This is a genomic window from Bradyrhizobium sp. UFLA05-109 (genome assembly GCF_054185165.1).
Window position 1 is genome coordinate 1 of the sequence record NZ_JBBIAR010000037.1, and the last position, 24,923, is coordinate 24,923.

35 protein-coding genes, 1 tRNA gene and 1 pseudogene are annotated in these 24,923 nt (G+C 61.9%); 26 read left to right on the forward strand and 11 right to left on the reverse strand.

From position 1 onward, the window contains the following. The first annotated feature begins 155 nt into the window (after positions 1-155). The 6 genes and pseudogenes from Q3C01_RS25510 to Q3C01_RS25535 all read left to right on the forward strand — a co-directional run bounded on the left by Q3C01_RS25510 (position 156) and on the right by Q3C01_RS25535 (position 9,720). Positions 156-1,491, forward strand: a pseudogene (locus Q3C01_RS25510) (transposase). 216 nt (positions 1,492-1,707) lie between these two features. Continuing rightward, on the forward strand, positions 1,708-3,015 hold the full coding sequence (locus Q3C01_RS25515; protein ID WP_458148055.1) for a sensor histidine kinase: 1,308 nt from the start codon (positions 1,708-1,710) through the stop codon (positions 3,013-3,015). A gap of 656 nt (positions 3,016-3,671) precedes the next feature. Further along, entirely contained in the window at positions 3,672-4,571 is a 900-nt protein-coding gene (locus tag Q3C01_RS25520; protein WP_458148056.1) for a SphA family protein, read from the forward strand. A gap of 1,160 nt (positions 4,572-5,731) precedes the next feature. Next, positions 5,732-7,405 carry an arylsulfatase gene (locus Q3C01_RS25525; RefSeq protein WP_458148057.1) on the forward strand — a complete coding sequence of 558 codons (1,674 nt, stop codon included), beginning with the start codon at positions 5,732-5,734 and terminating at the stop codon, positions 7,403-7,405. A 50-nt stretch (positions 7,406-7,455) separates the two neighbouring features. Further along, on the forward strand, positions 7,456-8,085 hold the full coding sequence (locus Q3C01_RS25530) for an alpha/beta hydrolase (protein ID WP_458148058.1): 630 nt from the start codon (positions 7,456-7,458) through the stop codon (positions 8,083-8,085). 309 nt (positions 8,086-8,394) lie between these two features. After that, positions 8,395-9,720 carry a sensor histidine kinase gene (locus tag Q3C01_RS25535; protein WP_458148059.1) on the forward strand — a complete coding sequence of 442 codons (1,326 nt, stop codon included), beginning with the start codon at positions 8,395-8,397 and terminating at the stop codon, positions 9,718-9,720. 247 nt (positions 9,721-9,967) lie between these two features. Here the strand turns inward: Q3C01_RS25535 and Q3C01_RS25540 are convergent, their stop codons facing one another. From Q3C01_RS25540 to Q3C01_RS25590, 11 genes are all read right to left on the reverse strand, one after another. After that, positions 9,968-10,264, reverse strand: a complete 297-nt coding sequence (locus Q3C01_RS25540) for a hypothetical protein (protein WP_458148060.1) — start codon at positions 10,262-10,264, stop codon at positions 9,968-9,970. A gap of 76 nt (positions 10,265-10,340) precedes the next feature. After that, the gene (locus Q3C01_RS25545) at positions 10,341-10,979 is read right to left on the reverse strand and encodes a hypothetical protein (RefSeq protein ID WP_458148061.1); all 639 of its coding nucleotides are present in this window, start codon (positions 10,977-10,979) and stop codon (positions 10,341-10,343) included. A 9-nt stretch (positions 10,980-10,988) separates the two neighbouring features. Then, positions 10,989-11,498, reverse strand: a complete 510-nt coding sequence (locus Q3C01_RS25550; RefSeq protein ID WP_458148062.1) for a hypothetical protein — start codon at positions 11,496-11,498, stop codon at positions 10,989-10,991. A gap of 5 nt (positions 11,499-11,503) precedes the next feature. Continuing rightward, positions 11,504-11,749, reverse strand: coding sequence for an HNH endonuclease (locus Q3C01_RS25555; RefSeq protein ID WP_458148063.1), 246 nt, complete (start codon positions 11,747-11,749; stop codon positions 11,504-11,506). Between the two features lie 57 nt (positions 11,750-11,806). After that, complete coding sequence (locus Q3C01_RS25560; RefSeq protein WP_458148064.1) at positions 11,807-13,321, reverse strand: AAA family ATPase; 1,515 nt, start codon at positions 13,319-13,321, stop codon at positions 11,807-11,809. Positions 13,322-13,413: 92 nt separating this feature from the next. Beyond that, on the reverse strand, positions 13,414-14,355 hold the full coding sequence (locus Q3C01_RS25565; protein WP_458148135.1) for a DUF1376 domain-containing protein: 942 nt from the start codon (positions 14,353-14,355) through the stop codon (positions 13,414-13,416). Then, on the reverse strand, positions 14,355-14,903 hold the full coding sequence (locus tag Q3C01_RS25570) for a hypothetical protein (RefSeq protein WP_458148065.1): 549 nt from the start codon (positions 14,901-14,903) through the stop codon (positions 14,355-14,357). The genes Q3C01_RS25565 and Q3C01_RS25570 overlap by 1 nt, the downstream gene beginning before the upstream one ends. Further along, positions 14,900-15,406: a hypothetical protein gene (locus Q3C01_RS25575; RefSeq protein ID WP_458148066.1), complete on the reverse strand. Its 507-nt coding sequence runs from the start codon at positions 15,404-15,406 to the stop codon at positions 14,900-14,902. Before Q3C01_RS25575 ends, Q3C01_RS25570 begins: the two co-directional genes overlap by 4 nt. Beyond that, entirely contained in the window at positions 15,396-16,475 is a 1,080-nt protein-coding gene (locus Q3C01_RS25580; protein WP_458148067.1) for an MT-A70 family methyltransferase, read from the reverse strand. Before Q3C01_RS25580 ends, Q3C01_RS25575 begins: the two co-directional genes overlap by 11 nt. A 14-nt stretch (positions 16,476-16,489) precedes the next feature. Continuing rightward, positions 16,490-16,858: a GapR family DNA-binding domain-containing protein gene (locus tag Q3C01_RS25585; protein ID WP_458148068.1), complete on the reverse strand. Its 369-nt coding sequence runs from the start codon at positions 16,856-16,858 to the stop codon at positions 16,490-16,492. 71 nt (positions 16,859-16,929) lie between these two features. Continuing rightward, positions 16,930-17,370, reverse strand: coding sequence for a GcrA family cell cycle regulator (locus tag Q3C01_RS25590; protein WP_458148069.1), 441 nt, complete (start codon positions 17,368-17,370; stop codon positions 16,930-16,932). Positions 17,371-17,716: 346 nt separating this feature from the next. Between Q3C01_RS25590 and Q3C01_RS25595 the strand changes: the two genes are divergently transcribed. The 20 genes from Q3C01_RS25595 to Q3C01_RS25690 all read left to right on the forward strand — a co-directional run bounded on the left by Q3C01_RS25595 (position 17,717) and on the right by Q3C01_RS25690 (position 24,885). Beyond that, complete coding sequence (locus Q3C01_RS25595; RefSeq protein ID WP_458148070.1) at positions 17,717-18,643, forward strand: PD-(D/E)XK nuclease-like domain-containing protein; 927 nt, start codon at positions 17,717-17,719, stop codon at positions 18,641-18,643. Continuing rightward, the gene (locus tag Q3C01_RS25600; RefSeq protein WP_458148071.1) at positions 18,643-19,587 is read left to right on the forward strand and encodes a recombinase RecT; all 945 of its coding nucleotides are present in this window, start codon (positions 18,643-18,645) and stop codon (positions 19,585-19,587) included. The genes Q3C01_RS25595 and Q3C01_RS25600 overlap by 1 nt, the downstream gene beginning before the upstream one ends. A 16-nt stretch (positions 19,588-19,603) precedes the next feature. Continuing rightward, positions 19,604-20,047, forward strand: a complete 444-nt coding sequence (locus tag Q3C01_RS25605; protein WP_458148072.1) for a helix-turn-helix domain-containing protein — start codon at positions 19,604-19,606, stop codon at positions 20,045-20,047. Further along, positions 20,047-20,256 carry a hypothetical protein gene (locus Q3C01_RS25610; RefSeq protein ID WP_458148073.1) on the forward strand — a complete coding sequence of 70 codons (210 nt, stop codon included), beginning with the start codon at positions 20,047-20,049 and terminating at the stop codon, positions 20,254-20,256. The genes Q3C01_RS25605 and Q3C01_RS25610 overlap by 1 nt, the downstream gene beginning before the upstream one ends. A gap of 112 nt (positions 20,257-20,368) precedes the next feature. Beyond that, positions 20,369-20,719, forward strand: a complete 351-nt coding sequence (locus Q3C01_RS25615; protein ID WP_458148074.1) for a hypothetical protein — start codon at positions 20,369-20,371, stop codon at positions 20,717-20,719. 2 nt (positions 20,720-20,721) lie between these two features. Next, positions 20,722-20,973, forward strand: a complete 252-nt coding sequence (locus Q3C01_RS25620; RefSeq protein WP_458148075.1) for a hypothetical protein — start codon at positions 20,722-20,724, stop codon at positions 20,971-20,973. 128 nt (positions 20,974-21,101) lie between these two features. After that, positions 21,102-21,177: transfer RNA gene (locus Q3C01_RS25625), tRNA-Phe, on the forward strand. Between the two features lie 87 nt (positions 21,178-21,264). Then, positions 21,265-21,507 carry a hypothetical protein gene (locus tag Q3C01_RS25630; RefSeq protein ID WP_458148076.1) on the forward strand — a complete coding sequence of 81 codons (243 nt, stop codon included), beginning with the start codon at positions 21,265-21,267 and terminating at the stop codon, positions 21,505-21,507. Next, entirely contained in the window at positions 21,507-21,764 is a 258-nt protein-coding gene (locus Q3C01_RS25635) for a hypothetical protein (RefSeq protein WP_458148077.1), read from the forward strand. The genes Q3C01_RS25630 and Q3C01_RS25635 overlap by 1 nt, the downstream gene beginning before the upstream one ends. Continuing rightward, the gene (locus Q3C01_RS25640; RefSeq protein WP_458148078.1) at positions 21,764-21,976 is read left to right on the forward strand and encodes a hypothetical protein; all 213 of its coding nucleotides are present in this window, start codon (positions 21,764-21,766) and stop codon (positions 21,974-21,976) included. The genes Q3C01_RS25635 and Q3C01_RS25640 overlap by 1 nt, the downstream gene beginning before the upstream one ends. Then, positions 21,976-22,170, forward strand: a complete 195-nt coding sequence (locus Q3C01_RS25645; protein WP_458148079.1) for a hypothetical protein — start codon at positions 21,976-21,978, stop codon at positions 22,168-22,170. Before Q3C01_RS25640 ends, Q3C01_RS25645 begins: the two co-directional genes overlap by 1 nt. A gap of 27 nt (positions 22,171-22,197) precedes the next feature. Beyond that, the gene (locus Q3C01_RS25650) at positions 22,198-22,383 is read left to right on the forward strand and encodes a hypothetical protein (protein WP_439372962.1); all 186 of its coding nucleotides are present in this window, start codon (positions 22,198-22,200) and stop codon (positions 22,381-22,383) included. Positions 22,384-22,451: 68 nt separating this feature from the next. Further along, positions 22,452-22,592, forward strand: a complete 141-nt coding sequence (locus Q3C01_RS25655) for a hypothetical protein (RefSeq protein ID WP_458148080.1) — start codon at positions 22,452-22,454, stop codon at positions 22,590-22,592. Next, a complete protein-coding gene (locus tag Q3C01_RS25660) occupies positions 22,589-22,912 on the forward strand; it encodes a TSCPD domain-containing protein (protein ID WP_458148081.1) in 324 nt (107 codons plus the stop codon). The genes Q3C01_RS25655 and Q3C01_RS25660 overlap by 4 nt, the downstream gene beginning before the upstream one ends. Further along, positions 22,909-23,577, forward strand: coding sequence for a hypothetical protein (locus tag Q3C01_RS25665; protein ID WP_458148082.1), 669 nt, complete (start codon positions 22,909-22,911; stop codon positions 23,575-23,577). Before Q3C01_RS25660 ends, Q3C01_RS25665 begins: the two co-directional genes overlap by 4 nt. Continuing rightward, complete coding sequence (locus Q3C01_RS25670) at positions 23,574-23,939, forward strand: hypothetical protein (protein ID WP_458148083.1); 366 nt, start codon at positions 23,574-23,576, stop codon at positions 23,937-23,939. The genes Q3C01_RS25665 and Q3C01_RS25670 overlap by 4 nt, the downstream gene beginning before the upstream one ends. Further along, entirely contained in the window at positions 23,936-24,127 is a 192-nt protein-coding gene (locus Q3C01_RS25675) for a hypothetical protein (RefSeq protein ID WP_458148084.1), read from the forward strand. The genes Q3C01_RS25670 and Q3C01_RS25675 overlap by 4 nt, the downstream gene beginning before the upstream one ends. A 10-nt stretch (positions 24,128-24,137) precedes the next feature. After that, entirely contained in the window at positions 24,138-24,317 is a 180-nt protein-coding gene (locus tag Q3C01_RS25680) for a hypothetical protein (protein ID WP_458148085.1), read from the forward strand. 56 nt (positions 24,318-24,373) lie between these two features. Continuing rightward, the gene (locus Q3C01_RS25685) at positions 24,374-24,700 is read left to right on the forward strand and encodes a hypothetical protein (protein ID WP_458148086.1); all 327 of its coding nucleotides are present in this window, start codon (positions 24,374-24,376) and stop codon (positions 24,698-24,700) included. Next, positions 24,697-24,885, forward strand: a complete 189-nt coding sequence (locus Q3C01_RS25690; RefSeq protein ID WP_458148087.1) for a hypothetical protein — start codon at positions 24,697-24,699, stop codon at positions 24,883-24,885. The genes Q3C01_RS25685 and Q3C01_RS25690 overlap by 4 nt, the downstream gene beginning before the upstream one ends. Positions 24,886-24,923 lie beyond the last annotated feature (38 nt).

The window sequence follows — 24,923 nt, forward strand, 5'->3', positions numbered from 1 at the left end:
CGGACACATGACTTGCACCCGACCGCAAGCCGAACGCCAGATTCTTCTTGCAACGCGGGCGTCGTCCACACATGACCGATTCCGTTGAAAAAGGCGGCTGTTGCGACTCAGAGATACCAGTGATTCAGTCTGCTTAGTTGGCAGGACTGAAGATCATGATGGGGCATCGGCAAGTCGAACAGGCTGCGTTGTTCTATGAGTTCTCGCTCGAGAAGCATATTCCCGCCGACCACCTGCTTCGGTCGATCGACAGGTTTGTCGACCTCGAAGAGGTCCGGCTGGGCCTGGCGCCTTTCTACAGTAGCATCGGTCGACCTTCGATCGATCCGGAGCTCATGATCCGGATGCTCCTGATCGGTTACTGCTGCGGCATCAGATCGGAGCGGCGCCTGTGCGATGAGGTCCACCTCAATTTGGCCTACCGGTGGTTCTGCCGGCTCGGCCTGAACGGTTCGGTGCCGGATCACTCGACTTTTTCCAAGAACAGGCATGGTCGCTTCCGGGAGAGCGATCTCTTCCGTCGAGTGTTCGAGAGCGTCTTGCGCCGCTGCATCGAGGAACGACTTGTCGGTGGTGAAGGATTTGCGGTCGATGCGAGCTTGATCAAGGCCGATGCCAATCGGCAGAAGGGGATCGAAGGCGACAAGGGTCTTCCACCGGAGGCCGCCGGCCGAGCGATCGATGAGTATCTGGCCGTCCTCGACGATGCCGCTTTCGGAGCAGCGACCGAGGTCACGCCGAAGTTCGTGTCGCCCTCCGACCCAGCGGCGCGCTGGACGGGAGCGCACGGCGGCCAAGCCTTCTTCGCCTACTCGACGAATTACCTGGTCGACGTCGAGAACGCGATCATCGTCGATGTCGAGGCAACCACGGCAATCCGACAGGCGGAGGTGTTGGCCGCCAAGCGCATGATTGAGCGCTCGCTCGACCGGTTCGATCTCTATCCGAGCCGGCTCCTCGGCGACAGCGGCTATGGCTCGGCCGAGATGCTCGGATGGTTGGTCTACGAGCACGGCATCGAGCCACACGTCACAGTGTTCGACAAGGATATTCTCGCGCGAGGACTTCACCTATGACCACGCAGGTGACGTGTATCGCTGTCCTGGCGGCAAGGTACTCACCACGACCGGAGCGCTGGTGAACGATGGCGCCACGATGCTTTACATGGCCAGCAAGCGCGATTGCGATCGGTGCGCACTGAAGTCCCGGTGTTGCCCCAAGCAGCCCTCACGGAGGGTGCCGCGCTCAATCTATGAGGGCGCTCGCGACATGGCCCGCCAGATCGCAAGGTCGTGGGAAGGAGGCACCTCGCGTCGGCTCCGCAAAAAGATCGAGATGCTGTTCGCGCACCTCAAGCGCATTCTCAAGCTCGACCGTCTGCGTTTACGAGGTCCAAACGGTGCTCGTGATGAGTTCACCCTCGCAGCCACCGCCCAGAACCTTCGCAAGATGGCCAAGCTGATCCCAACACAATCCCTCAAACCCGTATAACGGCCGTTGGGCCCCATCGGCGCTGGCGCTAATACATCAGGACTACTGCCGCCTTTTTCAACGGAATCGACCCAAAGCGGACATTGTACGTTTTTGCCATTCGTGGAAAGCTGCGATAGCGGCAGGGCCAGCGCAGTGAATAGCCGCAACGCGGTGTTAGCTTCCGACCGCTCGCCGGGGAGAGGCGGCGCACCGAAGTCGACGGAACGACGCCGCATGACAAAAAGAGACACCCGCCGAGGGGAAAACGCGGCGACGCCAGGCGCTCTTTCCAGCTCCGAGCTACAGGTGCAGGTGACTGAACTCACCGCACAGCGGGCAGCTATCTCGGAGGTGCTGCGCGCCATTGCCTCCTCACCACACGACTTGCAGCCCATATTCCATGCCATCCTCGACAACGCCAATCGCCTCTGCCGGGCAGATGTGGGCTTCGTCCGCCTTGCCGAGGAAGCAGGCCTTCGTCTCGTTGCGCGCACACAGAGCCCCGGCACGTATTCACCGTCAAAGCTAATCGGACCCGGTAGCCTCTATGGTCCCCTCATCGCAAACAAGGCGCCGATCCACGTCCCCGACCTCGCCACGCATGAACTCTATCGCGCGGGAGAGGTTGGCGCAGTGGGTTTGGTTAAGGCGGGCTACCGGACGCTCCTCGTGCTGCCGATGCTAAGAAACGACGAGCTAATCGGAACGATTGGTCTTTCACGGCTGCGCCCAGAGCCCTTTACTCAGAAAGAGATCGAACTGGTCACAGACTTCGCCGCGCAGGCGACCATTGCCTTGGACATTACGCGTCGCGAGCGCCAGTATCGTGAGGTGCAGACCGAGCTGGCTCATGCAAACCGCGTCGCTGTTATCGGGCAACTAACCGCCTCGATTGCCCACGAACTCAGACAGCCCCTCGGTAGCGTTGACGTCAATGGAAGCGCCGGTCTGCGGTGGCTTGCAATGCAGCCGCCTGATCTCAGAGAGGCGAAGCTTTGTTTCGAGAGGGCCGTTGAGAGTGCGCGCCGTGGCGGCGATATCATCAGCGGCTTGATGGACCTTACAAGGAAGCAGCCGATAAAGAAGGAGCCGGTGGATATCAACGAGGCCATCCAAGAGGTGATCGTGTTGACCCATGGCGAGGCCGGGAAACACGGAGTGTCCCTCCGCACGCAACTGGCGCCTCGGTTGGCGCACGTCGAAGGGGATCGTCTCCAACTTCAACAAGTTGTGCTGAACCTGACCGTCAACGCCGTACACGCAATGAGCGCCACTGATGGTGGGCCACGCGAGTTGCTGATCTGCACCGAGAGCATCGAGAGTGAAGGCATTCGCGTTGGCGTCCGGGATACCGGTCCGGGGCTGAGCCCAGAGAGCCTTCCGCATCTCTTTGAACCATTTTACACGACCAAGGCTGGCGGCATGGGTATGGGATTGGTGATCTGCCGCTCGATAGTCGAAGCGCACGGGGGACGGCTGTGGGCCACTCAGTGCGAGCCAAGAGGAGCCCTTTTCCAGTTTGAGATTATTCCTGGCCGTTAAGGCGCAGTCCCGTGATCAAGCAATGTCGGCTATTGGCCCTTCGCGTCATTTACTGCGTCTGCTCAAAAGCGGTCGCTATCGGGACCGAAGCGGACATCGATTGGTAGCGAGCACGCCCGGCTCAGTCGCGAATGACCCAACTCGGAAGTGCTGTCTGCGAATCCCTAGGAGCCACCGCGCACGCTTGGTGGTCATCCGAACGGCGACCCCTCGCCACGAAGACTCGCCTCTAGTGTTCAACGAAGCCGACAGCCCGCGCGCGCTTTTTAGCCGTTGTTCTTGTCCGAGGCCCGGCTGGCAGGCTGTGGCGCTCCAGGCACAGTCTTCCGATAAACATCGAGCGAACGGGCGGCTTGCCGATTCTGCATACGAAAGAGTGGCGGTGCAAAATATGATTATCTCGAGTTGAGTCTCCTAAGCCGGCCGCCTTGGAGATCGCTGTAGGCAAAAAAATATGAAGGGGTGCCAAAATGCGATGGCTTCGATTGGGGTTGGAACCCAGTTTTTCTCGGCGGTATTTTCCTATTGGGGTATTGGCCGCGCTACTCGCGCTTCCCACTCAAACCGCTCGCGCTGATGAAGGCGGCGTCAGCTTTTGGATACCCGGATTCTTTGGCAGCCTCGCGGCTGTCCCAGCGCAGGCCCCGGGATGGTCAGTGACCTCGATCTATTATCATGACTCGGTCTCCGCCGGCGCTGACGTGGCGCGGGCACGCGAGATCACGCTTGGTCGCATTCCCGCGAATCTGAACGTCAACGTGAACGCGAACGTCAATGCGAATGTGAATCTTGGCTTTCTGGCCGGGACCTACACCTTTGCGACGCCGGTGCTGGGTGGTCAGGCCTCTGCCAGCCTGCTAGCGGCCTACGGTTCCAACTCCACGTCGCTGGCGGGATCGCTTGTGGGGACATTGACGACACCGGGCGGCGCTATCCCCTTCTCGCGCTTCGACAGCATCGACAGCTCGATCATTGCATTTGGTGATCTGGTCCCGCAGTTCGCGCTGAAGTGGAATGCCGGTACCAACAACTACATGACCTACATTACCGCCGACCTCCCGGCCGGCGCCTACCAGTCAACCCGCCTTGCGAATTTGGGGATCGGGCACTGGGCAATCGATGCGGGCGGCGGCTACACCTATTTCGATCCAAAGACCGGGCATGAATTTTCGACGGTGCTGGGATTCACATACAACTTCGTCAACCCGGCCACTCAATATCAAAGCGGCGTCGACATGCACCTCGACTGGGGCGCGTCGCAATTTCTGACCAAGCAGTGGCAGGTCGGCCTCGTGGGTTACCTCTATCAGGAGATCGGCTGCGACAGTGGCTCCGGCGATCGCGTCGGCTGCTTCCGGTCGCGGGTGCAGGGCATCGGACCGCAGGTTGGTTACATTTTCCCGGTCGGAGACATGCAGGGCTATCTGAACCTGAAGGCCTACGGTGAATTCGCCAATGCCAATCGCCCAGCAGGCTGGAACCTCTGGCTGACGTTCAATCTTTCGCCCGCGGCGGAAACGCCACCGACATCCTCAAGGCCGAGGTTCACGAAATAGGAGCGCCGGCGCACCAGCACTCTTGCACGCTGAAGTCGGCTTCCCGCTTGGCCAAAGGCTTGACCGCCGCCGGGGTCGGCATAGCCTTCACCACCGCCATCATTGGTCTTTACTGGAACTAGCTCGGTCGGATTTCATCACGCCAGTTTAGTCCAGTATGCCCAAGCAAGTGGGAGAATTGTGCCATGCCGAAGCGCTCTTCCATAGGCAAGCGTCGGAGCAAAGCCTTACCCGCTCTAGGGTTTGCCGCCATGTCTCTCTCGGCGGCAAGCGGTGCGTGCGCCTCAACTAGCGAAGCGTCGGCGAATACATCACCGCCCTCGCAGAAGCACGAACTCTTTCTTGGTGAGGAGGAAATCTCCGACGTTAGTTTGGCGACGTTCCATGTCTTCGACAAGGAAAATGCTGGACCACCACCGCTCTTCCAAAAACCAAGGCTGGCCAGAGGCTGTGGCTGTGCCTGTAGCTGTGCGCCTTGTGCCTACTGGCCGCAAGCTCCGCAGCCTCCAAAGGCAACGCAGCCGACACAGCATCGAAAGAAGAAGCCTCCACACCGCACGAACTAAATAGCGTCCGGCACAGCTGCCTCAGTCAAGCTTTGCGCGACAGGCTTACAACGTCCTAGAGTCCTCACCTTCAAAATTCGCAGGGGTAGAGCGGAAGTCGTCGGTATGCGGTTAGATCGACGCGAATGACCGCAAACCGACATCGTTCGTCCAAGCGACTTATGCGACCCGTTGGTGTCGCTTCATCAATTCGACGTCGCCAGGCTACCAGCTCTTGTTTAGGGTGGCTTTGGCGTCGCGCGCCTGTTGGTCGCTGACGGGCCGCGTGATCAGCCATGCCGAAAAGGCGCCGGTGACAGCCGGCGCCCTCGAAGGTGAGCATATTCAGAAACGCGCTAGCACCGTAACGGAAAAAGATCAAGAAGATCGGGTCCGCCGAGTGCTGCGAAGCCATAACGCCGTCAACTCCCAGCACCGGCGTTTCGCAGTTATCCTAGCGGCCGCGCCACGAAGGCTCGGCTGGCTTGTCTGGATGTCCGCGACCGTCTCTCTACCTCACAATTCAATTTGATCTGCCGAAAATGCATAGCATCGGACGTTCCTCTCCAGCTGAACTCCGGACCACTCGGTAACGTCAAACGGAGGAACCGACCCATGAAAATCGGACGAGCATTGCGGCATGGCCTGTTGGCAGGCGTCGCCGTCACGGCGCTTACGAACGTGCCGGCATACGCGCAACAGCAGAAGCGGCCCAACATCGTCATGTTGATGACAGACGACACTGGCTGGAACGATTTCGGTGCTTATTCGGGAGGCGGCACCGCCCTTGGCCATCCGACCCCGAACGTCGACCGGATCGCCAAGGAAGGCGCGGTGTTCACCAACTGGTACGGGCAAGCAAGTTGCACCGCGGGCCGCGCCTCCTTCATAACCGGGCGCGTCCCGATTCGTACCGCGCTCTCGATCGTAGTCGCTCCAGGCGACGAGAATGCGCTGAAGAAGGAGACGCCCACCATCGCGGAGTTCTTTAAGAAGAACGGTTATGGGACTTACTTCTCCGGTAAATGGCATCTCGGGGACAAGCCGGAGTCTTATCCGATCGAGCACGGCTTCGATGAGATGAAGGCGTTCGGCGCCTACTATCCGGGCGTCTACACCTACGCTGACACATCCCGGTACTTCCATCCCTGGTTCCCGTCGTATAACCCGGAGTTCAAGAAGGCCTACTTCGACGTCGTGAACATGTACGAATGGGAGGGCGTGGCCGGCCAACCAGCTAAGAAGGTCGCCGACATCAGCTACGAATACTTGGCGAACTTCGACGTCCGGCAAGCCGATTACGCGATCGACTACATCAAGAAGCACGCCAAGGACGACAAGCCGTTCTTCGTGGACGTGAACTTCATGCACATGCACAACCCCACTAATCCGGCAACCAGGTTCGCCGGGAAGTCGCGCCTCGGTGACTACTCGGATTCGCTCATGGAACTCGATGACGACATCGGCCGGATCATGGATGCAATCCGCGCGGAGGCGCCAGACACGATCGTCATCGTGACGGCGGACAACGGCGCCTGGCAGGATGCCTACCCCGACGCCGGCACCTCGCCGTTCCGCGGCGAAAAGGGTTCGGCGTTCGAAGGCGGCTGGCGGGTGCCGGGTTTGATGTGGTGGCCCGGACACATCCCGGCCGGCGCGAAGTACGACGAGATGATGTCGCATATCGACTGCTGGGCGACGCTCGCCAAGATGGTCGGTCTCACCCCGCCGCCGCACGGTGCGTGGGTCGATAACAACAACAAACCGATCTACTTCGACAGCATCGACAACAGCGAGTACATCCTCGGGCAGGCCAAGCATTCCGCCCGGAGATCGTGGATCTACATCGATGGCGAAAACTTCATGGGAGCACGCGCCGACGTCGCCGGCGATCCCGAGAACCCCAATCTCTCCATCGCGTGGAAATATTTGTGGACGGCCAAGGATACCTGGCTCGGGTCGGAGCAGAACCTCGGGTCAATCGGCGCGATTTACAACCTCACCATGGACCCGTTCGAGAAATATGACATGACGTTCAACGGCGCCATGTCGGCACGGCTGGCGCAGTCCTCACCGGGCAAATGGTCGGGACAGGACAACGGCTGGGTCCTTGCGCTGATTTCTGCGGTCGTGATGGACTTCAACAAGTCGATTGTTGATTTTCCGAGCATTAAACGGCTCCCCGGTGGCGCCTCGAACGACTGGAGACCCAATCTTCAGCAACCCGACAATCCGGTGCCATTAATCGACATGAAGCATCCGCCACAAGTCAAGGCCAGCGGCGGCTAGTCGAGGCGGGCCCAAGACGGAGCGGGGCGTGCGCAATCGCACGTCCCCGAGTGATCCCGCTGCTCTTGGCGGATGGCTTTCAAGTGATCTCGACGCAAAACCATCTCAACACCGTTGCTGACGACGCGGCCGCAGTTCGGACCTCGTTCGCCCGCGCCAGCGGTCCTGTCGTTCTCGTCGGTCATTCTTACGGTGGCGCTGTCATCACGGCAGCCGGGACTGACAGCCGGGTGGCAGCGCTCGTTTATATATGCGCGTTTGCACCGGAGGACGGCGACACAGTGCTTGTCGACCAAAACAAGTACCCGGCCACGCCGATTTTCCAGCACGTCGAAGTGACAGACGGGCGCATATGGCTTCGTCCATCCGGCGTTCCCGAATTTGCAGGCGACCTGCCGGCACCCGAGCAGCAACTGGTTTGGGCTACGCAAATGGCACCACTGGCTGATCTTTTCGGTCAACCCGTTCCGGGTGCCGCCTGGAAACACAAGCCGACATCTTACATTGTCGGTTCTGAGGATCGGACCATACAGCCCGAGCTGGAGCGCTTCCTGGCCAAGCGCATGAACGCCAAGGTTACCGAACTTGCATCAAGTCACGTGCCGATGCTTTCCCAGCCTCGGCGCGTGTATGAAGTTATTCGGGACGCAGCCGGCAACATCCAGCGACGGGCCGCATAGCAACGGCGAAGCCCTTGCTCTTGGCGTCCATGCTTCGCGACGTTTCCGTTGAGGAAGTCGTCGAGTTCGATGCTGCTTGTGAACGTCAGCTATTGTTGGCCCTCAGCAGTAGTTGGCGAAGCGTGGCGCCATGTCCGTAGTTGGTGCAAAACCGGAGCGTTCAGAGCGAAGGGAATGACCCAGGGCGGTCATGGACCAATGCAGTGAAATGGTCGTAACGCTGCGATAGCGGCGGGGCCAGCCTAGCGAAAGCCGCAACGCCGTGTTAGCTTCCGGCTGTCGCCATGGAACTCGACTGAATGATGCCGCATGACCAAAGGGGACGCCCGTGCGCCAGATCCTCTCTCCCGCTCGGAGCTGCAGGAGCGGGTAACTGAACTCCGGGGGCAGGTAACTGAACTCGCCGCACAGCGGACAGCTATCTCGGCAGTGCTGCGCGCCATTGCCTCCTCACCGCACGACTTGCAGCCCATATTCCAAGCCATCCTGGACAACGCCGCACGCGTGTGCCGGGCCGACGCGGGTGGCTTCCGGCTCGTCGAGGAAGCCGGCCTTCGTCTCGTTGCCCATAAAGGCTTGGTGTTAAAGCAGTATCCACCGCCAATGCTTCTGGAATACAGCAGCTTTATAGGTCGCTTCACCGCAAGCAAGTCGCCGGTCCACATCCCCGACTTAGCCGCACATGAAGTCTATCGAGCGGGCGAGGCCTATCTAGTGGCTTTGGTCAAAGCGGGCTTTCGGACGGGCCTTTACGTGCCAATGCTGAGAAACGACGAGCTAATCGGAGTGCTTAGTATTGGGCGGCGGCGCGTAGAGCCCTTTACGGAGAAAGAGATCGAACTGGTCACAGATTTTGCCGCGGAGGCGACCGTTGCCTTGGAGATTACCCGCCGCGAGCGTCAGTATCGTGAGGTGCAGACCGAACTGGCTCACGCAAACCGTGTCGCCGTTGTCGGACAACTCACTGCCTCGATTGCCCACGAACTCAGACAGCCGCTCACTGCCGTCAAGGGCAACGGAGACGCCGGTCTGCGGTGGCTTGCGATGCAGCCGCCTGATCTTGAGGAGGCGAAGCTTTCGCTAGAACGGGTCATTAACGATGCATGCCGAGGCAGCGATATCATCACCGGCCTGATGGATCTTGCCAAGAAGCAGCCGCCAAGGAAGGAGCCGGTGGATATCAATGAGGCCATCCAGGAGGTGACCGTATTGACCCACGGCGAGGCCTTGAAACACGGGGTGTCCGTGCGGGCACAACTGGCACCTGAGTTGCGGCATGTCGAGGCGGACCGGATTCAGATTCAACAGGTCGTGTTGAACCTGACCATCAATGCCATTCAGGCAATGAGTGCTGTGGATGCTGGACCACGCGAGTTGCTGATCAGCACCGAGGGCATCGTCGGCGAGGGCGTCCGCGTTGGCGTCCGGGATACCGGTCCGGGGCTGAGCCCAGAGAACCTTCCACGTCTCTTTGACCCATTTTACACGACGAAGGCTGGCGGCGTCGGTATGGGATTGGCAATCTGCCGCTCAATTATCGAAGCGCATGGTGGACGGCTGTGGGCGACTGCGTGCGAGCCAAGGGGGGCTCTCTTCCAGTTTGAGATTCCTGCACGTCAAGGCGCAGTCTTGTGATCAGGTGATGTCGCCTGTTGGCCCATCGCGTCATTTCGCCGCTTCGCAGCAACCGCGTCATTTTAGGAGCAAAGCGGACATGACGAGATTGGAGTGGACCCCTCGGTACGAAAAAACAACCGGCGTCCGTTAACCGGGGCCGGTTGATCCAAGTCTCTGTGCTAGATGAAACCACGGCCTCGACCCGAGAGCGCCGGGCTCTGGCGTCGAGCTGTGCTGCGATCAAGCGCAGGCCCGGACTTAGCCGTCAACGTAAATTTCTGGCGAGCCACGCATTCCAGTCGAGCGTCGGATCGGCGATGCGCTGCTGTTTGAAGCGGCTGGCCAGGCCCTGGCGCGCTGCTTTCGATAGCTGCCGGTAGAGAAAGCGAAGCTCGACCACAGTCTCGCGCCGATTTCGCTTCGCGAGATTGCTGTCCGCCTCGCGGCGCTTCATCTTTCCGATCAATCCAATCGGCCCAGCGGGTGCAAGACGCTCTCCGCGTAGGAGCGCAGTCGCCTGCTTCTCCAGTTCTTTGCGCTTCTGGTGCTGGGTGATTGTCATTCGGGCAACCGATGGGCCCGCTCGCCGTCGCGCGATAGATGGGCGGGATTTTTTGCGGCGTCAACGTAAATCTTCATCAGCTAGTCGGACATTTTTCGGCTGGTTCTTGTCCGACGCTTCCAAGCAGCGGGAAAATGTCCGGCAACAGATGTTCGCTGCAATCGAGAACGTCCAACGTAATCAGCTGCTTGGTAACAGCCTTGCGCAGCCGCGCCCTCGCTTCAGCGTAGCTCATCCCCGCTCCGGTTTTTTTCGCATCGAGACGCCAGGCCCGATAGGCAGCGTTGAACCAGGCAAGCTCGCCGGTCGCGTTCGCCGCATCGATCACCTCCTGGACATGCCTGACCGCCGATTTCACGCGCGACATCGCTGCGTCGTGATTGGTCAGCGGGATATGCCAGGAGCGAGCGACTGCCTCGATCTGCCGCGCTGCGACTTCGGCGCGCACAGCGAGCCGACCGTCCTGGTCATGCGGCAGCACGCTGTCAACCTCAGCCGCGATTGCCTCGGCGGTGTCGCGGTCCTTGACCCAGTAGGCGCGCGAGATTTCCGACCGTAGCCATTTCCCCTGCATTGCGTGCAAGGTCAGATTGAGATCGCGGGTTGCGTCGACGATGCACGGCTCCCCAATCGGGCTGGTGCCTATATAGACCGCCGCCACGCCGAAGATGATCAGATACTCACGCTCCGCACCGTGAGGGATTTCAAATTCCATTAGGCACTCTCAGAACACCGGGACCAGCCTCTTGCGCAACTCGCGAGCGATGATCTCGCAGCCCTGGTCGTGGCGCTGCCGCCAAGTGTCCGCATAGCCGCCGCGCTTGGCCGCGACCCACCCCGCATCGCGATCCAGGGCGTGAGCCAACGCCACGGCATTCACGGCCGAGACCAGGTGCGCGAGCCGCCCGAGGTACTGGGCGGGCCAACAGATCGCCGCTTCCATGCGGGTCACATCGCGAAGCGACGGCAGCAGCCTGGTGCGGTTCTGCATCTGCTGCGTCCGCTCCAGCTCGCCCTGCTTGTGCTGCTCGACGAGGTCCTCGAACTCGTAGACGTAGGGCGGCCAGCCAGGCCGATGGCCGCAGACCCCAGGCATGGGCAGCAGCCGCAGGGTCTGCATCGCCTCGCACAGCCGCTTGCCGACATGGGGCCCATCCCAGATCGATGGCGCGTCGTCGTCGAGGACAATGTCCCCCAGCGGGTTGAAACTCATCGCCTCGCGCCGGATCAGCATGCAACTCATTTTCCAAGCCTCCCTTTCGGTGCATAGAGATCGCGCACGCGGCGCTCACCGTACTGCTGCCGCCGCCGCTCCTGTCGCTGGGCGTCCTTCAGCGACAATCGGCGGTGCTCCATCCGGTGACACGGGGCGCAGAGCGCTTCGAGATCGTCGTCGCGCTCGCAGAACAGTCGCTCGTAGGTCTTGTGATGAACCTCCTGCGCCGGACGCCCGCAGCGTTCGCAAAAGCCGCGCGCCCGACGCATTGCTGCGCCTGCTTTTGCCCGCCATTCCGGTGGATTGCAGGTATTCGGCGTAATCCATCATTCGTCCTCGCTGGACATCGCTGCCTGCTTCGGCTTCTTCGTTTGCAGATTGCAGGTTGTGTACCGGCCGCAGTCGGACTGAAATTCCAGGCCGAACTTCGTCGCGAAGCCCAGCTCATCGAAGCGCGCTTTCTTGTGATGAAGCTCGGCGTAGTACTCGCAGTTGCCTGCATCGTTGAACAGACGCGGCCGATGCACCACGAAACCCTGATCGACCATGTTGTCCCAGTGCTTTGAGCCATGGATGTGTTCAAGCTCGGGGGGATCGCTGCGACGGTAGCCGTCGCTCGCCTTCGCCGGATGCGCGATGATCTGCACATGGCAGTCGAGATCGACAGCGAAGCTGTACAGCTCGCGCAAACAACGGCCGATGTAGTCGGTCTCGCTCTCGCCGCGCTCGCGGCTTGCTTCAAGCCTGTTCCACGGATCGATCTGGAGGATTTTTGCGCCGTAGCGCCGCACGGCGACTTCCGCATTCATTAGCAACCACTGCAACGTCGGGCGACGTTCGGGATGCTGCAAGAACAGGTAGTGGTCCTCGATCCACCTGTCGGCGGCGGCGATCTCGTTGGCGTTAGCGTCCAAGGACTTTTCAAGCCTGCGCGCATGCAGCGTCCGCAGTTGCCGTCGCAGATGCGGCTTCGGACGGGTCTCGAAACTGGCGATGCAGGCGACGAGACCGTACCTTGCGATGGTCTGATACCAGAGCTGCGTCCACAGCGTGGTCTTGCCCATACCAGGATGGCCGGTCACGACCGACAGCGTACCGGCCGCGACATGGCAGCGATTTTTCCAGTCATCGAAGCCAAGGTGCCAGACCGTCATCGGCGGCGGGTCCGGAAGGTCGCTCATGCGGAACAGGCCATCGACAGGCCACGGCATGGGCGCGTGGAGAACCTTGTCGCGCAGGTCCGTCGCGCCGTCGCTGCGCAGGAAGTCGTTCGCGTCCTTCGTGCCCTCCGGCCACTCGATGAAGAAAAAATTCGAGAAGCCGAACAGTTGCGCCATCATTGCACGGAGCTTCAATCCGGCTTCGTCCTGGTCGCCGCACCAAACGATCTTCTTCGCTTTGGCCACGCCCTGCTGCTGCGCGTCGAGAACGTACTCGTAGGAGCCGCCGTTCGCTGCGGGCGCGGCCAGCACCTGATCAGCAGGCAAGCCCGCTTCCACCAGCGCACAGGCATCAAGCTCGCCCTCGACGATGTAAACCACTGTCATCGGGCCAGCGAGCACGGCCTCGATATTCCAGAACGTCAGCGTCGTGCCCTTGCGCGAGGTGAACGCTTTTTCGGGATAGGCTCGCGCCTTCCAGCCCTCCGGGTATCGGAAGAACAGCGCATCACTGCGCCGGTTCAGGTCGGGAAAAAACACGTTGCCGGATGCGACGGGCATCTTGCGCAAAGTCTCGACGCTGATCCCGCGCTCGACGCGCATCCACTCGATTGCCTGTTCGGACAGCCGGGTCTGCATAACCTGCAAATCCGCAGTGGTGGCATTTGAAAATGAAACCATCGCCGATGCTCGCTTCCTTCACGGAGAGACACTTTTGGTGCTTGTGATGCTTCCGGTGATCGCTGCACACCGGACATCGATACTTTCCGGGCTTAGTCGCACCCGTTCGGGCCAAGATGACCGCCGCTTCCGTTGGGCTCGGCTTGCCGTGCATTTGCTTCCTTCTCCATCCTCCGTTGTGCTTCCCTTCCGCGGTAGGCGGCCACGCGTGCAGCGTGGGCGTCGCGCTCCTTCAGCTTTTCGTTGAACGCAGCCTTCGTCGCCTGATCGGGCTTCAGCGAGGACGATGCGCTGCGCTGCAGGTTCTCGCGCTGCTTTTTGCGGAGAAACGCCAGCAGGGCCTGCTTGCGCTCGCTCGGCGCGATCTCCTTCAGCCAGGAGCGACAAGCGTTACGCACGATTGCGCGCACCGATTTGATTGTTGTGATTTCGCGTTCCAGTTCGGCGAATTCGTCAGCGAGGATCAGGACCGATCCGTCGTCGGACATGAAGTCGTAGTCCGACAGGACGCGCTTGCGATCCTGGGCGGCCTCGGGCTCGGTCTGTCGGTTGAGGGAAACAAACCCAAGCGAAGCGTCATCTTCTTCTTTCTTATCTTCTCTACTCTCTTCTTCTCTTCTCTTATGGTGTTGCTGATCGAACAGTGGACTTGACGGCTGGTCGTTATCTTTCAGAGAGTTATCATGCTGACCGCCGTTCAACCTCTTGCGAACCCCGGCACTAGCCTTGCCCCCTTTGGCCGAGGTCAGGCGGTGGTTGTGGACACGTTGAAGCTCGGTTGCAGCGCGGTCGTTCGAAAGTCGGCCGTCGATCAGGGACAGCTTTCCGGCGTCGAGCAGGGTCTTGAGGTTCTTCCGGAAAGCGAGGATGTGCTGGTTACAGCGACCTGCGATGCCTTGCTCGTGCAGCGCGATGGGCCCATTGTTCAAATAGATCAGCTGGCAGACGACGTGATAGGCGCGGTACGGACCATCATCGAGGCCTTCCGTGCCGTCCATCCAATCCGGGATGTTGTGCATGTACCATTCGACCATCACGCAATCCTCCGTCGAAAAAGTGGAGAGGCCTGCAGAGCGAGCTTGGGATCGAGGATTGACGCCTGGAAGTGCCAGAGCGCGAGCGCGTCGGCGGCGTTGTCGTCGGCCGGGGCCCAGCCGAGCCGATGGCAGGCGCTGATCGTCAGCGCCTTGGCCTGGTCGCGCTTGTGGCGGTTCGAGCCGATGAAGTGGGAGCGCACATCCGACACGCGCGCCTCCCGCACGTCGTAGCCGCCGCGTGTGCAGGCCAGCTCCTCGACCACCGCGCAAAGGCCGCTCAACCTCCGCATGATGTCGGCGGTCGTTCGGCCAGCCATCTGCTGCGGCGTCATTGGCGCTTCGAAGACGATCAGCTTGATGTCGGGCTCGATGTTGAGCAGATCGTCCAGCAACTGTCGGCAAGCGGAAAAGAGCGCTCCCATGCTCGCGCCCTCACGCGCCAGGCGGAACGATCCCGAGCGGGGCGCTTCGTCGTTCGGATAGCCGAGCGCCCAGCCAGTGCGCGCCGCCAGATCGAGAGCCAGGATGCGCGGCGAGTAGGTCATGAGAAATAGACCTCGCTCGACGCGATCAAGAGCGGCGGATGCGGCGGGAATGACCGGACATCAAACCATTTGAAGTGCGTGCCGTCGCCGTTGCTGCCATCGCCGTGGCGCAGCTCGGTTCCGTTCCGCGCCTCGCGGATCAACGCCGCGCGAAAAGCCGCGAGATCAATCAACCACCAAGGCGAAATCTCCAGCCCCTCGGGGCTGGCTGCGTGCCCGTAGAAGAACCAGTCGCCCCATCCGTTGATGATCTTCGACAGCTCAGTTTCGGTGCCGGTATCGCGCTGACACCTCAGGGTGAACTGATGCGGGTACCGCTCGGCATAGCCAAATGCACGCACACGGACGCCGATGCGAATATCGCGCCCGAGCACGGTCATCAAATCGGCGGCCTGCTTCTGGTCGATGAAGTCGGGAGTCGCGTCGAGCAGGTAAGGCGAGATCAGCCGCTTGACCTCGGGCAGGAAGCGGTCCGATGTCTGGCGGTCGGTTTCATACGGCATCCGCGACCTCCGGGAATTTGGAGATCTCTTTGCCGAACTGGGCAAAGCCGGAATGAGCCTCGCGGGCAAACACATCCAGCCGCGACCCCCCCGTCACTCGCGCAATCAGCTCATAGAACTCCGCTGGCTTGCGCGAGTGCTCGCGGCGCGGCCACGAGTTGCAAACGTTGAAGTCCTTCGTGTCGGTGAAGACCGGCGTGCCCCTGCGGGCATAGACGATGAACTCAGCGTTGTATTGCGGCAGATCGTGCGGCTGGAAGCCTCCGGGTTTGTGCCAGACCATCGTCAAGACGTAACGCAGGTCCCATTTTTCGAGGAGCGCCAGCGTTGCGGGCAGAAACTTCTCGGTGGTCCAGCAAAGGACGTGGCAGTCGTCCTTCAGGTGCGGTGCGATCTCGCTGGGCCAAAAGGCCTCGATCTGCTCCAGCGTCATCACGTCATAGTCAAAGGCGTCCTGGTTCGGCCGCTCGTTGCGGTCGATCTTCTGCATTGGCCAGGGCGGATCGATCACGACGACATCGAACGGCCCGGTCTCGGAAAAGACCGCCGTCAGCGCCGCCTGGCGCTTTTCGGCCTTCGCATTTTTGCGCGATGCCGCGAGCAACGCGGCGGGTGTGACCGCTTTGTCAGCCGCCTTAAGATCGGCCGTCAGCGCGGCGCGCTCGTCTTCGCCCATGTCGGCGAGCTTTTCCGCCCGGAGCAGGCGCTTCTTGTCGATCCCGAGTTCTAAGACGGTGGGGGCCGAGTCACGCGGGTCCACATAGGTCCCGCGTGGCCCGGTTTTCTTCCCGCCTGCGCGAGCACCCTTCGCCTTGCCGACCTTCTTCCGTTCCTCGCCAATCTTGACTTCGGCTTCGACCCAGACTTCGCCAGCGCGGTCGGCAACCGCCTTCACCGGCTTGAACATGCGCTGATAGCCAGCAGCCGCGTTCGCAGCTGCCTCGATGATATCGATGGAAGGTGCGTTCCTGATCTCGGCCGCCAGATGATCGAGTTCAGCCAGCGCCTTCTGCGCGGATGGGAAGAGTGCGAACTCGGTCGCGCGAGGGCCTGCAACGATGCTGTGCATGGACCGCCCCCCAATCAGTGAGCGGTGGCGCTTGCATCACCCATCATGGCGGCGGCCCGCCAGAGCGGCAGGTCCTTGACGCCTTCGGCGGTCGCCAGCATCGACAGCGTCAGCTGCTGGTCGGCCTCCAGCTCCTCGTAAATCTTGCGGTTCTTCTGCTCGTTGAGCCTGATCCGGACCAGCGAGCGCAGCTCCTTCTCGGGGATGCCGCGCGCCTTGGCCTCGGTGTAGACGTTCGAGATAGACTCGCGGATGCTGCGGCACGTTTTCATGAACGTACCGCGCTCGCTCGCCAGATCGGCGTGATAGCCGTCGATCTTCCCCAGGAGTTCCTGCACGACTTCGGGTTCGAAATCGTTGCTCGTGTTCGCTGCTTTCGCCATCGGTATCCCTTTGAGTTTTGCAGGGCCACGGTGAAGCGGGAGTGATCACCGGGCCGCGCTCATTGTCGTCATCACGACACCCTCGCCACGGTGAACACGCGCCGATGCTTGGCGCACCAGGGCGAGCCGAACGCCTTCGTCTCGCCGCAGAACAGCGCCAGGCCGTCCTTGCCGCGCTGATCGAGCACGGCGCGGCAGTGAAACCACTTTGCCTTGAGGAACGGCACCGGTTCGCTGGGGCGCGGCTTCGGCTTCGCCCCTTTGCGGTGCAGCGGCACGACGTTGGACCTGGTCGGCTGCTTCGCGATCTTCGGCTTGCGCTGTGTCCGCGACAGCCCCAGGCGATGAACCTTGCCGATGACGGAATTACGCGAGGTGCGCAGGGCATCCGCGATCAGCGCTGCTGAAGCACCTTGCATCCACATCGCCCGAAGAACCTGCTCAGAGTTTGGATTGTCCCAGACCGACACGCGCATCGGCAATTCATGATCACCGACGTTACTCGCTGTCATCGTAAACTTTGCGCGCGGCCAAACTTTCCGGGTCTGGCTCAACCGTTAGGACGCAGCGACGCGCGATGAAGACTCCATGGTGCGGTCGTTAAGAGTCGCAACGCGCTGCATCAAACTTTCCGGGTCTGCGCCTGGTCGCGCTGTTGACAGTCCATATTGCGGGATTGACAATCCGGAGCATCAGGCGGGCGCAAAGAGCACCAATCAACATCGCCCCTCATGATCTCGAAACCACGGTGTCATCACCTGCCGTGTAGCAGGTGACCCGGTCCCAAATCATCGCACTTCGTTGTCCTTGGCCTCGCGCCAAGGCCGTTGCTGCTTTGCGCCGGAGGTTCGTGTCGTCATGCAGTCTATCCAGTGGGACGGAAGCCCGATCACCACGCCCGGGATTTACCGTGGCGTCCCGCTCGCCGATTATCACCGCCCCGATTTGTGCGCCGAGATCAGCGTCTCGTCGTCAATGTTTCGCAGCATCATCGCGAAGTCGCCGAAGCACGCCTTCGAAAAGTCGCAGCTCAATCCGGCTCGCTCGCTCGATGACGAGCAGAACGAGTCGCTGTCGCTCGGCCGTTTCCTGCACAGCGCCGTGGCTGGCGAGCCGTTCGAGCACGACTGCGTGCTGCGCCCTGCGACGGTCGGCGGGGTCGCCTACCAGGGCAACAGGAAGGAATGGCGCGACTGGAAGGCCGCCCAGATCGCGGCAGGCAAGTTCATCGTGTCGCCCGAGATGGTCGAGGCCGCCAAGGGCATGATCGTGGCCCTCGGCAACTTCCCCCTCGTGCAGCAGGGCATTCTGAACGGCGCGCCCGAGCGGTCGCTGATCTGGCGCGATCCGCGCGGCTTCTGGAAGAAGGCTCGGCCTGATCAGATGCCGAACGACAGCGGCGACTTCGTCGATTTCAAGACAACGCGCTCGGTCCTCTATCGCGACACCCAGCGCTCGATCATCGACTACGGCTACCACCAGCAGGGCGCGATGGTGCTGGAAGGTGCCCGCGCGCTGGGCCTGCCCGCGAACTCGTTCACGCTGCTCTGGGTCGAGAGCAAGCCGCCTTATTGCGTGCGCGCCCAGACACTGAAGGAGGAGGACCTGGCGCGCGGCCATGCGCTCAACGAGCTGGCCGCGAAGATGTTCTGGGACTGCTACCGCAGCGGCGTGTGGCCTGGTCCTGGCGATGATCGGCCCGATGCCGAGTACGTCGATCTGCCCGACTGGTACCGGAAGTCGGTCGATGATCGCATCAAGTTCGAATTGCGGGAGGCTGCGTGATGACCGACGAGACTGTCACCACCGAAGCCCCGCATTCGCCGCCGCCCCAGCAGCACGCGCAAGCCCAGCCCCAGCGCGTCACTCGCGGTGACCTTGCACGCGGCGACGCCGAAAAGGTCGTCAGCGAACGCACGGAAGCCGTGACGCTGTTCAAGGGCGGCGGCGTCGATTACGCCAACCTGCGCGACATGGTCGATGCGGCCAAGCTGCTGTCCGCTGCCGGACCGATGATGCCGCCCTGGCTGCAGGGCAACGTCGGCGGAATGTTCGGCATCTGCATGAAGGCGCAGGAGCTGGATATCTCGCCGCTCTCGCTGGCGGGCTGGACCTACACCGTCGAGCAGTGGATCAACGGTCAGAAGGTCGAGCGCGTCGCTTACGAGAGCCAGTTCTTCCACGCGATCATCGAGCAGCGCGCCCCGATCACGACGCGCTTGCAGGTGGACTACGAGGGCGAAGGCGACAAGCGCCGCTGCCGGGTCTGGGCAACCTTCAAGGGCGAGAAGGAGCCGCGCTATTTCCCGCCGCTCGACGCCGATCCCGACCAGTTCACGCTCGGCAAGCTGCACCCCGGCCACAACGACAAGGGCAAGGTCAAGGGCTCGCCGCTCTGGGACAAGAAGCCCGATCTGCAGCTCTTTTACAACATGAGCCGCGACTGGGCGCGCATGTACTGCCCCGACATCATCGCTGGCATGTATGGCCGCGATGAGATGGAGGATGCCGGGTTCACCGTTGCCTCCGACGCCGCCAAGGACGTTTCGCCCCGTTTGGCGCAGCGCTTGAGCGGCAATGCTCCCCCGATTGGCCAGGCGGCCATCGCCGCCATCGACGCGCACGCCGCGACGCACGCGCCGAAGCCCAAGCCGCCGAAATCTGAGACCGAAGCACCTTCTGCACCTGCCGCCGACGCTGCGGGTGATCGACCGACCAGTGATGCGTAACGGGGAGTGACTGGGAATGGATAGGTTTGTTATCGACGCCTGCTGTGCCGAGCTGCTGAGCGAACGCCTGTGGGTTACTCGGAAGGTTCTCCACGCTGTTGGTGGCCAGCACAGCATGCTGGCAATGCCGTTCGCGGCTGACGGTGATCGCTATCGCAGAATGTTCGCCGAGTTCAAGGCGATCACCGGGACGCGCCCGTACCTGAACCACTGCACCATCGCATGTACGGTTGGCGCGCAGCATTTCGGCGTCACGGTCGCTGATCTGCAGACAAGACCCAATCGGGACATCGTCGCGACGCGGCAGAAGATCATGGCCTTCACGCGGGTCGTGACCGGGGCTGGCTATCACCAGATCGCCCGCGTCTTCAACATCGATCACAGCGCCGTCATCCGCGCCTGCGAGCGGCACGAGGATTTCATCCGCCAGGCCCTGGCTCGCAAGACCGAGGCCGAGTGATGCGGAAGGTGGTGCGCGATGCCATTGCCGCCATCCGCGACGCGGGCGGTTCGAACGTCCGCGTCTCCGAAGCCGGGAGGCACACGCGCATCCACTTCACCGGTCCGGACGGGAAACGATCCCTCGTGCTGCTCCATCGCGGCAGCGTCGTGAGCCGTTGGTTTCCGACGCAGGTCCGCTCTCAAATTCGAAGGAAGCTCGCGACATGAGTGCCAACCATCTTCGTCTTCTGATGCTGTTCGCCAACTTCGCCGTCTGGATCGTGCTGCTCTACGTCGCCGAGCTGCTCTGGACGCTGATCCGCTGAAAAAAGGAGTGACCATGAACCTCGCTAACGAAATTTCCTCGCTTGAGACCGAGCTGCAGTCCTTGCGCGCCGAGAACGAGGTGCTCAAGAGCAACAAGGCGATCATCGAGTTCGAGAACGACAGCCTGCGCCGCCAGGTCACCAAGGTGAACGCCGAGCGCGACAACCTGATGCGGCGCTCCGAGGCGATCAAGAGCCTGCTCGATCAGATCGGCGGCAGCCTGATGCTCGGCCTGCGCAAATTCCACGATAACGAGCGCGACGTTGCGGCAGCGCAGCTCATCGCCGAGACCGGTGAGATGCCGATGTTCCTGGCCCAGGCGCGCGGCAACGGCCACGCCGAGGCTGACCAGACCGAGCACTGATCATGAGCCGACCCAGCGACCTCGAAATTGCACAGGCGATCTGCTGCGGCGAGCACTGCCGCAGCGAGACGGCGCATTGCCATGCGGGCGATCACTTCGCCGAAGCCTATCGCGTTCGCAAGCTGCTGGATCGGCACGCCCTTGGGACCGGTGGAGCTACGGAGGCGGCGTCTCGCACAGCGCCGTCGCGCGGCGAGGATATGAGCCAACGACCCGCGCCCCAGACCAAGCGCAAGCGGAGGGCTCGGGCATGATCGCGCGCCGCGCCTTCCTGCAATGCGTCGTCGCCGCACTGGCGTCGCCGGTCCTGGCGGACGACGAGGATTTCGATGCGATGTGGACGCGCCGCATCGGGCGCGTCTCGAATGATGACGAGGCGCTGGCCGGGGTAGCTCAGTCGGTAGAGCGGCGGATCGAAAATCCGCGCGTCGGTGGTTCGAACCCATCCCCTGGCACCAAGCGCCATCGCCGCCGCGACCCGGTCTGCGGCACGCGCGGTCGCCGCTATTTCCACATCGGTCGCCGCCTGTCCTGGAGGTGCCGCCGTGCCGGTTGATGAAAACAAGATCGCCGACAACGTCTGCAGGCTGATCGAAACATTCCATCAGGCCAGCGAGGACATGGATTGCGACAGCGAGGGCGCGGCGCTGGCCTATCTGGTCGCCGAGTACGTCGCCTGCTTCGCGCCTTCGCACCAGCAGGAGATGCACGGGCTTTTCGACCGGTGCGTCGCCGACGAAATCAAACAGATCAACGCCTACCTGCATCGCCAGAAGGGAGCGCACTGATGATGTCCGCCGCGAAAGCGAACGCCAAACCGCGCGCCGAACGCAAGAAGCGCGAGCAGCAGCAGGTGGTCAAGCCCGACCTGCTTGCCTACTCGGTCCCTGAATTCTGTCGGGCGTTCCGCATCTCCGAGCGCCACTACCTCAATCTGCGATACGCGGGCAAAGCCCCCACCGAGATGCGTGTCGGTCGCAGGGTCTTGATCTCCGTCGAGAGCGCGCAGGCCTGGGTCAAGGCGCGCGAGCTGGAGGGGACCTGATGATCACCGCCGTCGACAAGCTGCGCTGCGTGCTGCGCGAGATCGGCTACCGCAAGCACGTCTATCGGCGGCGCGTCGCGGACGGCTTCATGAACGAGGCCCAGGCGAAGCGCGAGATCGAGCTGATGGAGGCCATTGCCCTCGATTACCACGCGATGGCCGCAGCCGAAGCGCCGCAGGCCGAGATGTTCACCGAAAAGGAGCGGCCCTGATGGAGGCGACGATCACCATCGACGGGCACAAGCTGACCGAAGGACAGGCCATGGCGGTCCGCGTCGCCATCACCGCGTTCCTGCTGGAGCTGAAGCACGACAAGAAGTTCGCGGACGGCCTCGGCGTGATCGGCATCGCCTACCAGGCGCGGCTGAACGAGGTCATGCACATCATCCTCAACGAAGCGTCTTAACCAACGCGCAAAAAAGGAGAGAAGACTATGCGTATTCCCAAGGGGGCCGATATCCAGCTGAAGACCGAGAACGACGCGCTCGAATTGCACATCACTGCAGCGATCACCACCAAGGCGCAGGCGAACGACCTGATCTCCTGCATCCGCCAGGTTGCCGGTGCGCTGGAGAGCGAGCGCCGGGTGCGCAAGCCGAAGATCGCCGAGGCGGCGTGATGGTTTGGCGGTGGCGTGTTTCGGCCTTCTATGGCATCGACGACCCCGACAACGGGAGGCGGCGCGGCATGTGCGCGATCGCGACGACGCACGCCACCGAACCCAGCCTGATGGTCGAGCTGGCGGCTTTCCGCCAGCGCCCCGACATCGGCTGGGTCGATATCGTTGACCTTCAAACCAGCGAACAGCGTCGGGGATACATGCGATGACGGACCGCCGCATCTTGCCGCTGCGCCGCCGCGCCGAGACCTTCGAGATCAGCTTCGGCGGCCTCAATCGTGGCTATGCCGTCACGTTGGGCTTCTACGACGATGGCGTGCCCGGCGAGGTCTCCATCTCGGGTGGCAGGTCCGGCGAGGCCGTCGAGGCTATCGCACGTGATGGTGCGGTCCTGTTGTCCCTCGCGCTGCAGTACGGCGCGCAGATCGAGAACATGGCGAGCGCCATCACCCGCGATAGCCAGGGGCAGCCGTTATCGATCATCGGCGCAGTGATCGACCGCCTGCTGCCGGAAGCGAGGGAAGGATGAGTAACGTCGCCTCGACCGTCTTTGAACACACCAGCGTCCCCTACGGCGAGGACGGCAGGCTGGTCCGTGGCATCATCGCGAGATGCGGCGCGCCTAACTGCGAGGCCGCCGTTCCGCTCCCGGTGAACCTGATGGCAAACGGTCGCGGCATGGACAGCAACATCGAGTGGCAGTTCATCGCTCGCAAGCTGGAGCAGAAGGGCTGGCGCATCGGCAAGACCGCGACGGCACACCGCTGTCCGAAGTGCTTCAGCGCGGCGAAGTTTTCAGCAATCCGAAAATCTGGGGAGAAACCCGTGGTGAACAAGACCGAGCAGCCGCTGCAGGTGGTGCAGGAGAACGCCAGGGTGATGACGCGCGAGGATCGGCGCATCATTTTCGAGAAGCTGAACGATGTCTATATCGATGGCAAGGTCGGCTACGGGCGCGGCTGGACCGACGAGAAGGTCGCCCTCGATCTCGGCGTGCCGCGCGCCTGGGTGAAGCTGCTTCGAGAAGAGAACTTCGGCGACGAAGTCGGCAACGAGGAAATCCACGAGCAGCTCGCAGAAGCGAAGACCGCGCTCGCCGAAATGCGTAAGCTGGAGCCCGACATGCGGCGGCTGCTGGCACTCGCCGACAAAATCGAGAAGTCGCTGGCCGAAATCCAGAAGGTGCTGAAGTGACCGAACCGAGCGAACTGGAGAACCTGCGGGCCGAGTTTGCGGCTGCCAAAGAACAGGCAGCCGAGCTGCAGGACATTTTCGATCTGCAGTGGGAGGCCGACATGCGGGCAGTCCGCCGCTGGCGCGCGGCGAACCCCGGCAACGAGCTGGTGCTGCCGGATCGCGCCAACCTGGTCATCTGGTTGCTCGGGCTCGTCGAGCGGTCAGCGCCTCCGCGCGGCAGCTGCGACGGCGAGCGCTGCTTCTGCGGCGAGCCCGCCGCGCACAAGGTCGAGGAAGTGGTCTTCGCCGACGATCCGCAGCCGATCAGGCATCCCCTGACGAGCTACGTTTGCCGCGAGCACTTCCGCCAGATCATGTGACCGGCAGCACCATGACCTTCCGAGTCATCAACCTGACCAGGGGTGAGATAGTGGCCGAGCTGCACCGGGCCGATCAGGCCATGCAGCTAGCCGACGCCCTGGCCGCAGACTGCCAGTACCAGGAGCAGTTCGCCGTGGTCGAACTGGTGACGATTTACGAAACATCGAGGCCGCTCAAGTCGAGTTGAGGAGTGAACGATGGCTGACAATCTCTGCCCCTGCGGGTCCGGCAAGCAGTCGTGGTGGGAGCACGACGCTCGCGGCATTCCGCTGTGCCGGGTCTGCGACAAGTGCAGGAAGGAGAAGCTCGGCCGCTATCGGCCCGATGTGCTGACCGACCCGAATTACTGGACCGACGAGCCCGTCGAAGAGGATTGATGAGGCGGCGCGGTTACATCTCGTTCAAGACGAAGCTCGCGGCGACGCTTTGCGAGATGCTGGCCGACGACGGCACTGGCAAGCTGGTGAAGATCATTCCGCACGAGGATGCGGTGAAGATGACCGAGGACCAGGTGCTTTCGCTGTTCCGGTTCGACCATGGGCTCTATCACGCGCAAGGCGGCTCGGACGAGTTCTGGAACCTGACGCCCATGCTGATTAAGGCGCACAACGTCAAGACGCGCCAGCGGGATCTCCCGCAGATGGCAAAGACGCGCCGGATCGAAAAAGCCCAGGAGGAATTCCGGGCGCGCCTCCTGGCTAAGGACCGAGGCGAGCCGCACCCGCCCAGCCGTTGGCCGAAGCGCAAGTTTGGAAAATGAGCACGATGAAGCTGGACGTTATCGCGACCAAAGTCTGCAAGGCATGCTGCAAGGAAAAGCCGATCAGCGATTTCTATGTGCAGGTGCGGCCTGGCCTGAGGGATGCGACCATGACGGTCTGCAAGGAATGCCACCGCGCTCGTGTGAAGCGCGCCACCGCAGAACGCAAAAAAAGCCCCACTTAAGCGGCGGAGAGCTGCCCGCAGCCGATGACATATTGGCA